The organism is Microbacterium cucumeris, assembly GCF_058349845.2.
The window spans coordinates 160808-172987 of record NZ_JBYRIZ020000002.1 but is presented as its reverse complement, the minus strand read 5'-3'; the positions used below and the strand labels follow the sequence as shown (position 1 = coordinate 172987).

General features: G+C 72.4%; 15 protein-coding genes. 14 read left to right on the top strand and 1 reads right to left on the bottom strand.

The window, feature by feature from the left end; genetic code table 11:
- Positions 1-6: 6 nt before the first annotated feature.
- On the bottom strand, positions 7-489 hold the full coding sequence (locus AC3RXZ_RS07450; protein WP_491493612.1) for a flagellar protein FlgN: 483 nt from the start codon (positions 487-489) through the stop codon (positions 7-9).
- A 195-nt stretch (positions 490-684) separates the two neighbouring features.
- Here AC3RXZ_RS07450 and AC3RXZ_RS07445 point away from each other — a divergent pair, with 195 nt between their 5' ends.
- From AC3RXZ_RS07445 to AC3RXZ_RS07380, 14 genes are all read left to right on the top strand, one after another.
- Positions 685-1503, top strand: coding sequence for a sigma-70 family RNA polymerase sigma factor (locus AC3RXZ_RS07445; protein ID WP_491493611.1), 819 nt, complete (start codon positions 685-687; stop codon positions 1501-1503).
- Positions 1504-1597: 94 nt separating this feature from the next.
- A complete protein-coding gene (locus AC3RXZ_RS07440; protein ID WP_243230511.1) occupies positions 1598-2473 on the top strand; it encodes a flagellin N-terminal helical domain-containing protein in 876 nt (291 codons plus the stop codon).
- A gap of 60 nt (positions 2474-2533) precedes the next feature.
- Complete coding sequence (fliD, locus tag AC3RXZ_RS07435; RefSeq protein WP_243230508.1) at positions 2534-3916, top strand: flagellar filament capping protein FliD; 1383 nt, start codon at positions 2534-2536, stop codon at positions 3914-3916.
- 2 nt (positions 3917-3918) lie between these two features.
- Entirely contained in the window at positions 3919-4305 is a 387-nt protein-coding gene (fliS, locus tag AC3RXZ_RS07430) for a flagellar export chaperone FliS (RefSeq protein WP_243230497.1), read from the top strand.
- Entirely contained in the window at positions 4302-4589 is a 288-nt protein-coding gene (locus AC3RXZ_RS07425) for a hypothetical protein (protein WP_491493610.1), read from the top strand. Before fliS ends, AC3RXZ_RS07425 begins: the two co-directional genes overlap by 4 nt.
- Before the next feature lie 109 nt (positions 4590-4698).
- Positions 4699-5043 carry a flagellar basal body rod protein FlgB gene (locus AC3RXZ_RS07420; protein ID WP_243230485.1) on the top strand — a complete coding sequence of 115 codons (345 nt, stop codon included), beginning with the start codon at positions 4699-4701 and terminating at the stop codon, positions 5041-5043.
- Positions 5040-5432 (top strand): flagellar basal body rod protein FlgC, encoded by a 393-nt coding sequence (locus tag AC3RXZ_RS07415; protein WP_243230484.1) that lies wholly within the window; start codon positions 5040-5042, stop codon positions 5430-5432. Before AC3RXZ_RS07420 ends, AC3RXZ_RS07415 begins: the two co-directional genes overlap by 4 nt.
- The gene (gene fliE / locus AC3RXZ_RS07410) at positions 5432-5764 is read left to right on the top strand and encodes a flagellar hook-basal body complex protein FliE (RefSeq protein ID WP_374208988.1); all 333 of its coding nucleotides are present in this window, start codon (positions 5432-5434) and stop codon (positions 5762-5764) included. The genes AC3RXZ_RS07415 and fliE overlap by 1 nt, the downstream gene beginning before the upstream one ends.
- The gene (gene fliF / locus AC3RXZ_RS07405; protein ID WP_491493609.1) at positions 5764-7413 is read left to right on the top strand and encodes a flagellar basal-body MS-ring/collar protein FliF; all 1650 of its coding nucleotides are present in this window, start codon (positions 5764-5766) and stop codon (positions 7411-7413) included. Before fliE ends, fliF begins: the two co-directional genes overlap by 1 nt.
- Complete coding sequence (gene fliG / locus AC3RXZ_RS07400) at positions 7410-8414, top strand: flagellar motor switch protein FliG (protein ID WP_491493608.1); 1005 nt, start codon at positions 7410-7412, stop codon at positions 8412-8414. The genes fliF and fliG overlap by 4 nt, the downstream gene beginning before the upstream one ends.
- Positions 8404-9009, top strand: coding sequence for a FliH/SctL family protein (locus AC3RXZ_RS07395; protein WP_491493607.1), 606 nt, complete (start codon positions 8404-8406; stop codon positions 9007-9009). The genes fliG and AC3RXZ_RS07395 overlap by 11 nt, the downstream gene beginning before the upstream one ends.
- Positions 9006-10301 (top strand): FliI/YscN family ATPase, encoded by a 1296-nt coding sequence (locus tag AC3RXZ_RS07390; protein ID WP_491493606.1) that lies wholly within the window; start codon positions 9006-9008, stop codon positions 10299-10301. Before AC3RXZ_RS07395 ends, AC3RXZ_RS07390 begins: the two co-directional genes overlap by 4 nt.
- Positions 10298-10720, top strand: a complete 423-nt coding sequence (locus AC3RXZ_RS07385) for a flagellar export protein FliJ (protein ID WP_491493605.1) — start codon at positions 10298-10300, stop codon at positions 10718-10720. Before AC3RXZ_RS07390 ends, AC3RXZ_RS07385 begins: the two co-directional genes overlap by 4 nt.
- Entirely contained in the window at positions 10717-12177 is a 1461-nt protein-coding gene (locus tag AC3RXZ_RS07380) for a flagellar hook-length control protein FliK (protein ID WP_491493604.1), read from the top strand. The genes AC3RXZ_RS07385 and AC3RXZ_RS07380 overlap by 4 nt, the downstream gene beginning before the upstream one ends.
- The last annotated feature ends 3 nt before the right edge of the window (positions 12178-12180 follow it).

Here is a 12180-nt window from a genome sequence, read left to right as displayed (position 1 = left end):
TTCCGATCACATCTGGGTGTCGATGATGCGTGCGGCGTCGTTGCGCGCGCGATCGCCCCGCGTGGTGTACTCGCCGGTGTCGCCGGAGAGGTCGGCGATGGTCTCCTGGGTCGCGCGCAGAGCCGTTCGCAGCTGCTGGTCGTTCACGTCCCGGAGCTGACCGATCTCGCCGGTGAGACGGGTCAGTGCCCGGAGGTGGTCCTCGAACAGGTCACGCCAGGCGTCCTGCGGCGCGACCGCGATGAGCTCCCGGATCGTCGCGCCCTCCGGCGCGCCCCATTCCAGAGCGACGATGTCCGATTCGACGACGCGCGCCATTCCGGTCGCCCGCAGCCGCTCGAGCACCTGCTCGATCTCGCGCGCGGCGAGATGGATCCAGCGCGACCGCCCAGCGGCGAGCAGCAGCTGCTGTTCGTCCAGCTTGAACAGCAGCATCTCCAGCAGCTCTCGCTCACGCCACAGCTGCATCGACAGCTCATTGGCTCCCATGGTTCCCCAATCCCCGCACTGACTCTCGATCGAGAATCCATGTATCACTGTCGGCCATCGCCACCATATGGTTACTATGTGGACTGGTGATGGGCAGTACTCCCCATGGACAGATCGTGTACCTCATGATATGTGCATCTGCTCTCGTCATTCCCCGATCCCCCGGTCGGAACTCCTGAGAGGTGGAAGTCCCCCGTGCCACCGCGCGCCGAACGCAACCGCCTGGTTGAAGACAATCTCCCCCTTGTCGGCTACCTCGCATCCGAAACACATGCCCGAGCCACCCACATCCCCCGCGAGGAGCTCGCGGCGGTCGGAGCGCTCGCCCTCGTCACAGCGGCGGACGCCTTCGACCCCACGCTCGGCGTCCCGTTCGGAGCCTACGCGCGCCGTCGCATCCTCGGGGCCTTCGCCGACGAGATGCGCTCGATGGACTGGGCGTCCCGCGGGACGCGCACGCGCATCAAGGAGACGGTATCGGTTCGCGACACTCTCGCCGCATCCCTCGGGCGCACTCCGACCGTGACCGAGATCGCCACGGCGATGGGCGTGGGCGAGGACGTCGTGTCGGGGGCGCTGGCGGACTCCGCTCGGATCGTGACCACGCTGGACGATCCGGCGACCGCGGACCTCGCGACCGACCTGCCGCTGCCCGAGGAGTCCGCGTCGCTCGGCGAGCGTCGTCACGTGCTGGAGTCCGCGGTCGCGGCCCTTCCGGAGCGCATGCGCCGCATCGTCATCGCGGTCTATCTCGAAGAGCGTCCCGTGAAGGACATCGCCGAGGAGCTCGGCGTCTCTCACTCCGCGGTCTCCCAGCAGCGGGCCGAAGCCGTCCGCATGCTGCGGGACGTGCTGTCGCGCTATTTCGCCGAGGACACCCCGCCGGAGCCGGTGTCCCGCGTGTCGGTGTCGGTGCGGGAGAGCTTCTACGCGCGGGTCGCCGAGATCGGCGGCCCGCGGCTCGCGCGCGTGTTCGCCGCCGTCGCCCCCGCGCCGGTTCCGGCGGCACTCTGAACCGCTGCCCTAACGCCTGCCTCCGCACTGCCGATAGGTGAGATCGGAGCCCACGGACGGGCTCCTGCTCGACCCAGTCACGGAGGAGAACACCATGGGTATGCAGATCAACACCAACGTGTCGGCGCTCAACGCCTACCGCAACCTGTCCAACACGCAGAACGACCTGTCCAAGTCGCTGGAGAAGCTGTCCAGCGGCCTGCGGATCAACCGCGCGGCGGACGACGCCGCCGGCCTCGCGATCTCCGAGGGCCTGCGCTCGCAGGTCAACGGACTGAACGTCGCCGCGCGCAACGCCCAGGACGGCATCTCGGTCATCCAGACCGCAGAAGGCGCCCTGACCGAGGTCCACTCGATCCTGCAGCGGGTCCGCGACCTCGCCGTGCAGGCCGGCAACGACTCGAACAATGCGGACTCGCGCGCCGCGATCCAGACCGAGGTCGCAGCCCTCGGCGAGGAGCTGAGCCGTATCGCCTCCGGCACGAACTTCAACGGCATCGACCTGCTGACGGGTGCGACGGCCGGCGACGGAACGGGCAAGCTCACCTTCCAGGTGGGCGCAGGTGCGACGGCCGCGAACGACCAGATCGCGGTGGACCTGACCGGCGCCGACATCACGGCCGTGGCCACCGCGATCAGCGCTCTCGACCTCGAGCAGGCCGGTGCGGCGGACGCGGATGCCGCGGCTGCGGCACGACTCGCGGCGATCGGCACGATCGACGCGCAGATCACGAGCGTCTCGGAGGCCCGCGCAGGCCTCGGTGCCGCTCAGAACCGCTTCGAGTCGACGATCAACTCGCTGAACGTCTCGTCCGAGAACCTCGCCGCCGCCGAGAGCCGCATCCGCGACACCGACATGGCGTCCGAGATGGTCAAGTTCACGGCTGCGAACATCCTGTCGCAGGCGGGCACGGCCATGCTGGCTCAGGCGAACCAGGTCAACCAGGGCGTGCTGCAGCTGCTGCGCTGATCCCCTTCCGGTGCCGGGGCGGTCCGCCGTCCCGGCACCGGCTGATTCCGGAAGGTCGACATGGCACTCTCACTCGACGGGCTCGTCTCCGGCCTCGACACCACGGCCCTCATCGACGCCCTGATGGACGTGCACGCCATCCCGCGCACGCTGCTCAAGGCCAAGGCGGACGACAAGGGCCTGATCATCTCGCAGCTGCAGACGCTCAACAGCTCCCTGCAGGACCTCGCCACGCGCGCGAAGGCCGCCGCGGACGGCTCGGCGCTCGCAGGGATGCGCGCGACGTCCTCCTCGGATGCCGTCGCGGTGACCGCCCGCCCCGAGGCGTCTCCTCTCACGACCGACATCGTCGTCGACCGCGTCGCCACGCGCCACTCCGTCGTCACCGCCGCGTTCGCGCAGCGGCCGGAGGCGCCCGCCGTCCTCACGATCGAGAACGCCGCGGGCGAGCTCACCGAGATCTCCGCGGCCTCCGGCAGCGCGGCTGACATCGCACGCGCGGTCAACGGTGCGGGACTCGGGATCTCCGCGATGGTCGTGTCCGCCGGCACCGACGCCGCAGGAGCCCCGCTGCAGCGCCTGCAGTTCACCTCGGCCGACACCGGTCAGGACGCCGCGTTCCGGATCCATCGCGGCGATGCCGCTTCGGTGGCCGCCGGCACCGCCGTCGACCTCGCTGCGGAGCCCGGTGGCGCCGTCATCACCACCGGCGCCGACGCCCGGATCCGCCTCTGGGCGGGGACCGCGGCGGAGCAGGTCGTCACGAGCTCCACCAACACCTTCACGGACCTCTTCGCCGGCGTCGACGTCACGATCGCCCGGGCATCCGCGGATCCGGTGACCGTCGGCGTCGACACCGACGTGGAGGGACGCACCAAGGCCACGGCCGACTTCGTCTCGCAGCTCGCCGGCCTCCTCACCCGGATCGACAACGGCTCGAAGGCGACCGTCGCGGACGGGCAGGGCACGGCCACGACGCTCGGAGTCTTCACCGGAGACAGCACGGTGCGCGCGCTGCGTCAGGCGCTCGCGGGTGCCGTGCAGCACCCCGTCGGCGGGACGTCTCCCTCATCCATCGGCATCTCCCTCGACCGCCACGGCGCGCTGTCCTTCGACGAGGAGACCTTCACGGCGGCGCTCGCGAAGGACCCGGATGCCGTCCAGAGCCTGGTCTCCGCGATCGCCGCGCGGGTCCAGGAGACGGCGGAGACCTACTCCGACCGCTACGACGGCCTGCTCACGGCCCGCATCCTGGGACAGGAGAGCGAGGTGCGTTCGCTCGGCGAGCAGATCGAACGCTGGGACGTACGCCTCGAACAGCGACGCGCGACCCTGGAGCGCACCTACGCGCGGCTGGAGACCATGCTGTCGCAGATGCAGTCGCAGTCCGACTACCTCACCTCGCAGCTCGCGAGCCTGTCCCCGTCGAAGCAGGGAGCCTGAGCATGAACGCCGCCGTCCGCGCGCAGCAGCGCTATCAGGAGGAGGCCGTGCTGTCGGCCACACCGCAGCGCCTCCTCACAATGCTCTACGACCGGCTGCTGCTGGACATCGATCGCGGGGAGGCCGCGCTGCGCCGCGGCGACGGGGCCGACGCGAACCGGCAGCTGCAGCACGCGCAGGCCATCGTCGCCGAACTGTCCGCGACGCTCACCGACGCGTGGAGCGGCAGTCAGGGACTGCGCGACATCTACGCGTTCCTGACCCGGACGCTCATCGCCGCCAACGTCGATCGCGACCCCCAGCAGGCGCACGCGTGCCGCGAACTCGTCGCACCGCTGCGCGACGCGTGGCATGCGGCGTCCGCCGATCTCGGGGCGGCATCCGCATGACCGATCCTGCGTGGGTCGCCCTGCTGGAGCGGTTCGAGCGGGATCTCGAGACGATCGCGGCGGCCGGGGACGAGGCCTCCGGCGAAGTGCTCGCCCCCTGGGAGCCGCCCGCCGCGCCGCTGCCTCGCGAGCTCGAAGGCCGCGTGCGCCGGCTGCTCGATCGGCAGAGGGCGCAGCGCGAGCGCACTCGCGCCGTGCTGCGCGACCTCCGCGGCCAGCGGGACGCGCTGGGACGGATCCCGGCCGCACGCGGAGGCTCGGCGTATCTCGACACGCAGGCGTGAGCGGCGGCTTACGAACCGGACGCGGCGTCCGATAGAGCATTCCGAGCAGGGATAGCTCGCCAGATGCGGCCAGGGATCGGCCACCTCGCCACCGACGGGAACCGAGTTCGTGTTCGATTCTGTGACCATGACGGCGCTCTCGAGCGCCCTGGACGGCCTCGCGCTGCGTCAGCGCGCGATCGCCGACAACATCGCCAACATCAACACCCCCGACTATCACGCCAAGCGCGTGCTGTTCGAAGAGGCGCTGGCGTCCTCGGTGGCGGCCGGCGACGGAGACGTCACGGCCACGACCGCGCGGTCCCTCGAGCCCACGCGCCTGGACGGCAACAACGTCAACCTGGACACCGAGACGCTGTCCGGCATCGACACGATGCTGCGGTACCAGTTCGCGACGCAGGCGATCAACGGCTCCTTCTCGTCTCTGCGCACGGCGATGCGGACGACGTCATGACCTTCGACGCGATCGGCATCGCCGGCACCGGGCTGACCGTCCACCGCAAGTGGCTGGACGCCCTCAGCGACAACATCGCCAACATCAACACCGTCTCCGCGACCGACGGTGCGGCGTTCCGCGAACGCTACGTGCTCGTGCAGACCAGCGACGCCTCACCGGGCGTCTACGTCGCCGGTACCGCTCTCGGCGACGCCGAGGGGCGGCTCGCCTACCAGCCCGATCACCCGCTCGCGGACGCCGAGGGCTTCGTGCGGCTTCCGGACATCGACCTCGGCGACCAGATGAGCCAGCTCATCCTGGCTCAGCGCGGATACGAGGCCAGCGCCGCCGTGGTCGACCGTGCCCGCAACACGTATGAGTCCGCGCTCCAGATCGGACGCAGCTGATGGCGCTGGGCGGCATCGAGTCGATCGCGGGAGTCGCGTCCGGCCTCTCCGCCGTCCCGACCGTCGCGGATCGCATCTCGGTCCCGGGGGCGCCGGAGAGTACAGACGGCGCTTCCGGCTTCGCGACGCGGATGGCCGACGCCGTCGACGAGCTGCAGGGCCTGCAGAAGGAGTCGGACTCCCTCAAGGTCGCGGCCGTCACGGGCGATCTGAACGACATCCATGCGTCGATGATCGCCTCGAGCCGCGCCGCCGTCACACTCGAGCTCGTGGCGGCCGTGCGCAACAAGGGCGTCGACGCCTTCAATGAGATCATGCGGATGCAGGCCTGATGCCCAAGGCCGTCACCGGCGTCTTCCAGCGGCTCGGCCGCGCGGTCGCCGGATTCACCCTCGCTCAGCGCACGTTCGCGATCATCGGCATCGCCGCCGTGCTGCTGGGCGCGATCGCGCTGGTCGGCTGGATGAGCCGCCCTCACATGACTCCGCTGTTCTCCGGCCTGAGCGCGACCGACGCAAACACGGTCGTGGAGCAGCTGCGCTCGGCCGGCGTCTCCTACGAGCTCACGGACGGCGGAGGCACCGTGCTCGTCCCTGAGGCGGATGTGTACGACCAGCGCCTCACGGCCGCGGCCGCGGGCATCCCCAGCGCGAGCTCGGGCGGGTACACGCTGCTCGACGAGATGGGGGTCACCTCCTCGGAGTTCCAGCAGTCGGTCACCTACAAGCGCGCGATCGAAGGCGAACTCGCCGCGACCATCGCCGCGCTCGACGGCGTGTCGGCGGCGTCGGTCCAGCTCGCGATCCCCGAGGAGAGCGTCTTCGTCTCCGAGACGGTCGATCCGACGGCCTCGGTGTTCGTCGAGACGGACGGGAGCACCGCGGTGAGCGCCGATCAGGTGGAGGCGATCGTGCACCTCACCTCGGCATCCGTCTCCGGCCTGAAGGCCGAGAACGTCGCCGTGATCGACCAGACCGGCACGACGCTGTCGGCCGTCGGCACCGGGACCGTCGGCGGCGTCGACCAGCAGTCCGGCGAGCACGAGGCACGCGTCACGGCCGCCGTCCAGCAGATGCTCGACGCCGTCGTGGGCGCGGGCAACGCGAAGGTGTCCGTCGTGGCCGAGATCGACCGGTCGGTCAGCGAGCGGCTGGAGGAGACCTACACGCCGGCGGAGGGAGCCCCTCCGCTGTCCGAGCAGACCCGCACCGAGACCAGCAACGGCGGCGACACCGACGCGGGCGTGCTGGGCCCCGACAACATCGCCGTGCCCGACGGCACCGGCGACGGCGCGTACGAGTCGACCGAGGAGACCCGCAACAACGTCGTGAACAAGCTCGTCGAGTCGACCACGACGCCCGCCGGGTCGATCACCCGCCAGTCGGTGTCCGTGGCGGTCGACGCGGACGCGGCGACCGACATCACCGTGGCCCAGCTCGAGGACCTGGTCGCGGCAGCCGCCGGCATCGACCCGCAGCGCGGCGACGGGTTGTCGGTGGAGCTCGTCTCGTTCAGCCAGACCGATGCCGACGCGGCGCAGGCCGCCCTCCAGTCGGCGAAGGAGGCCGCCGAGGCGGAGCGCCTGTCGGCTCTGACCACGGCGCTCATCATCGCCGCGGCGATCGCGGTCCCCCTGCTCGCCGGCGTCATCGCGCACCTCGTCCGCACCCGGCGACGCGCACGCAAGCAGGACGAGTTCGACTCGCTGTTCGGCGAACGTCCGCCGCCGCTGTCCGAACTGCCTGCGGCCACGGATCCGTTCCGGACGGCACAGACGGCGCTGGAGCAACAGGCGCCCACGGCCGTCCTGGAGGTCACCCCGCCGGAGCCCGACCCCGAACTCGAACGGGAGCTGAACTCGGAGCCGGCCCAGGTCAGCCTCGAGCGCCGCCGCGCCGAACTGGATGCCCTGACCCGCAGCGATCCGCAGCGCACCGCGGAGCTCATGCGCAGCTTCCTCGACGACAGGGCAGCGGTATGACCGGCCTCACCGGTCCGCAGACCGCCGCCATCGTCCTCATGAACCTCGATCGCGCGCACGCGATCGAGGTCATGAAGCACCTGTCCGAGGCGGAGGCCGAGACGGTCGCCGCCGAGATCATCGGCTTGCAGGATCTCGACGCCGCGTCCACGGCCAGGGCCCTCGCCGAGTTCCAGCGGGTGGCCACCGGGCACCTGCCGCCCGCCCGCGGCGGACGCGACGTCGCCGAGGTGCTCCTGCAGGCCTCGTTCGGCTCCGAGCGGGCCGCCGCCGTGCTCGGCCGTGCCAGCGCCACCCTGTCGAACTCCGCCTTCGACTTCCTCGGCGCGGCGGAGCCGGCGCAGCTGGCGACGCTGCTGGACGGCGAGCTCCCCCAGACCGTCGCGCTCGTGCTGGCGCACCTTCCCGTCGACCAGGCGGCGTCCGTCCTCGCGGCGCTGCCCGATGCCGCACGCGCCGATGTCGCCCATGCCATCGCCACCATGGGGACGGCGACACAGGAGGCGATCACGGTGGTCGCGGAGGCGCTGAAGGCGCGCACCGGCCTGTTCTCCAGCAAGGACAGCCCCGACGCGCTCGGCGGAGTGCAGCCGCTCGTCGAGATCATCAACCGCTCCGACGCGACCATCGAGAAGGCGCTGCTGGCGAGCATCGAGGATCGCGACAGCGTGCTGGCCGAGGACATCCGGTCCCGGATGTTCACCTTCGCCGACATCGTCAAGCTCGAGGACCGCGACGCCCAGCGCGTCCTGCGCAGCATCGACATCCGCTCGCTCGCCATCGCCCTGAAGGGGGCGCACCAGGCGATCCTCGACGTGATCAACCGGAACATCTCCGAGCGCAACCGCGAGAACCTCGCGGAGGAGGCCGTGGCGCTGGGACCGGTGCGGATGTCCCAGGTCGAGGAGGCGCGTGCCGAGATCGTGCGGCTGATCCGCACCCTGGAGGCCTCCGGCGACATCACCGTCCAGCGCTCCGACGAGGACGAGTATGTCTACTGACGCCTTCCGCCCGTCGGCCTACCCGCGCCTGCTCGGTGAGGACTCCGAGCGGGAACGCGAGAGGGCGCGCCGGCGCGGCTACGCGGACGGGCACGCCGAGGGGTTCCGCGTCGCGACAGCGGCGGTGGAGACCTTGGCGCGCCGGCAGGACGCGGTGAGGCGCGCACGCGAGGCCGAGGCGGACGCGAGCCTGGGGCGGGTCGTGTCGGCGGTCGAGGCCGCTGCGGCGCAGTTCGCCGCTCATCGCGACGCCGTCGCGGCGCAGGACGATCAGCTGCTCCTGCGCCGGGCGATCGAGCTGGCTGAGCTGATCGTCGCGGGCGAGCTGACGGGCCCAGGGCGGGCGGCGATCGCCGCCGTCGAGCGCGCTCTGGCCGCGGCACGGACGGACGACGGGTTCGAGGTCCGTCTGCATCCCGAGGATCTGGAGGCCCTCGAACTCTCCGGTGCCCGGCCCGACGGTGTCGCGCTGCGTGCCGACGACGATCTCGCGCGCGGCGATGCGATCGTCGTGGTCGCGGACGGCCTGATCGACGCACGCATCGGATCCGCGTTCGAGCGCGCCCGCCGGAGCATCCTCGAGGAGGAGTCATGAGCGGCTGGTCCGACGTGCTGGAGGCGGCCCGCCCCGAGCGGATCGGACGCGTCTCGCAGGTGCGGGGCCTGGGGGTCCAGGTGCGCGGCGTGGAGTGCGCCGTCGGAGACGTCGTCCAGCTGGGCGAGGACACGTTGGCCGAGGTCGTCGCGCTGGACCGCGGTGGCGCGAGATGCATGCCGCTCGCACCGATCGACGGACTGGCGCTGGACGCCCCGGTCCGCCGCCGCGGCGGGGCGCCGCTCGTGCCGACCGGACCGGGCCTGCTCGGCCGCGTCCTGGACGGCCTCGGGAACCCCATCGACGGCAAGGGGCCGCTGCGCGCCCCCCGCGTGAGCATGCACGCCGTGCCGCCGTCGGCGATCGGCCGGGAACGCATCACAGCGCCGCTTCCGCTCGGCATCCGCGTGCTGGACACTCTCGCGACCGTGGGCCGCGGTCAGCGCATGGGCCTGTTCGCGGGTTCCGGCGTCGGCAAGTCCTCCCTGCTGTCGATGATCGCGCGAGGGATGCAGGCGGATGCCGCGGTCATCGCCCTGATCGGCGAGCGCGGCCGCGAGGTGCGCGAGTTCATCGAGGACGACCTGGGTCCGGAAGGCCTGGCGCGGTCGGTGGTCGTCGTGTCGACCTCGGACCAGCCGGCGATGGCGCGCCTGCGCGCCGCGTTCACCGCCACCCGCATCGCGGAGTCGTTCCGCGACGACGGGGCGCACGCCGTGCTGATGATGGACTCGCTGACGCGCGTCGCGATGGCCCAGCGCGAGATCGGGCTGTCCGCCGGCGAGCCGCCCGCGACCCGCGGCTATCCGCCCTCGACGTTCTCGACGCTCGCGCGCCTGCTCGAACGTGCCGGCACCGGCCGCTCGGGCTCCGTCACGGGCATCTACACGGTGCTCGTCGACGGCGACGACCACAACGAGCCGATCGCGGACGCGGCGCGCTCGATCCTCGACGGGCACGTGGTGCTCGACCGGCGGCTCGCCGTCTCCGGCCACCATCCCGCCGTCGACGTGCTCGGCTCGATCTCCCGCGTCGCCGGGAAGATCACCTCCGCCGCGCAGCGGGAGCAGGCCCGGCGTCTGCGCGCGGTCCTCGCCGCCCGCCGCGGAGCCGACGACCTCATCGACATCGGCGCGTACCATGCCGGGGCGAATCCGCGCGTGGACGCCGCGCTGGAGCACGAACAGGCCATCACCGCCTTCCTCACCCAGGATCTGGACGAGTCCAGCACGTTCGAGGAGTCCTGGCGGCGGCTGGATGCGCTGGTCACGGCGTTCGGGAACGTCTCATGAGCCGGGGGTTCTCGCTGTCGGGGCTGCTGCGCGTCCGCGGCATCCAGGAGCGGGCGGCCGCCCAGCGGCTCTCGCGCGCCGTCATCGACGCGGATCAGGCCAAGGCCCGCGAGCGCGTCGCCCGCGCCGCGCTGGACGCGTCGGGATCCGACGCGATCGACGTGCGCACGCTGGCCGCGATCGCGGCGGCGCGCGTCTCGGCTCGGCGGCAGCTCGGCGACCTCGCATCGCTCGCCGAGCTGCGCTCGTCCGCGCTGGCGGACGCCCGCGACGCGCATCGCGAGGCCCGTCGCGAGGTGCGGGCGCTGGAGCGCCTCGCCGACGCGCACGCCGCGCGGCAGGAGGCCGAAGCGCTGAGGCAGGAGCAGAACGACATCGACGAGATCGCCGGTCGACCCAGGGCGGAGGGTGCGACATGACGCTGCTCGGAATGCCCCCCGCACTCGGCGGCGCGGCCTCCGTGCCTCACCCGGTTCGCGGCGGCACGCCGTCGGGCGCGGGCGCCTTCGCCGAGACCGTGCGCAAGGAACTCGCGGGTCCCGTGCCGGAAGGTATCGCCGCGGATGGGATCCCGGCCGGCACGGGATCGTCCGGCCTCGAGGCCGGATCGGAGGAGGGCGACGTGTCCGGCGTCGGCCTCGGCAGCGGCGACGCCGGACGCCCCGAGGCCGTCGCACCGGTTCCCTCCCCGATCAGCGGAATCGGCGGCGAGGCGAGCGTCTTGTACGCTCCCGCGTTCGCCGCCGGGGCGCTCCCCACCGGGGAAGCCGTGGCGGACACGATCCCGCCGACCGGCGCCCCGTCCGCATCGGCGGCGGACGCCGTCGCGGAGGGTGCTTCGCCCGCGCCCTCCGCGTCCGTCGCCGACGCGTCCGCGACGGTTCCGGGCGCAGCAGGGCCCCTCCTCGAAGGCGGCGAGAGCTCCGCGGTCTCCGCGGCGGGCCCCGCCGGATCGGCATCCGGTCGGGCAGCGGGCCCAGACCCCGGGCGGGTTCCGGCGGTCGCAGCCGCTCCCGCGACGGGTGCGGCTGCCGCCTCGGCATCGACGACTGCGACGCGTCAGGAGACCGCGGCCGCCCCGACGCCGACGAACGCGGCTCCGCCCGAGGGGGCGACGACCATGGACGCCGTCCCGGCGCCACGTGGGACGGTATCCGCACCCGCACCCGCACCCGAGGCTCACCGGCCCGCCGCCCTTTCCGGGACGCCGTCTCCTGCCTCGTTCACACCCGCGGCGCCGACGACCGCGGACCCCGCTCTCCCGGCATCCTCTCCCGCATCGGCGGCGCCCGCCGGCCCGGCCGCGACGGGTCCGGCGGTCGCCGCGGACCCCCTCCCTGCCGCCCTGCCCGTGGAGTCCCCGGCACCGGCATCCGCTTCACCGGCCGTCACGACGGCGGCCGCAGCATCCGCCCCGGCGCGGGCCGGCCTGCTGCCGCAGCTCTCCGCGCCCGTCATCGCCCTCGCCCAGGCTCCGGACGGCGAGCACACCATCACCCTGACCGTCTCGCCGGAGAACCTCGGACCCGTGACGGTGCGCGCCCATGTCGCCGGCGGCGTCCTGCACGTCGAGCTCGCCTCCGCGACGGATGCCGGGCGCGAGGCCCTGCGCGCGATCCTCACCGACCTGCGGCGGGACCTCGCCGCGGCGACCCCGTCCTCCTCCCTGTCCCTGGGCGGACAGGATGCCGCGGCCGACGACGCTCCGTCGGGCCGGACGGACCAGGGCGGAGACGGATCGCCCGAGCCGGGTGCCGCGGGAGGCCGCACCGCTCCCGGGTCGACCGTCTCCGCGGCGAGCATGGACACGGGCCTCGACACTCCCGAGCCGCCCCCGGCATCCGCACCGACCACCGGCATCGACGTGTTCGCCTGACAA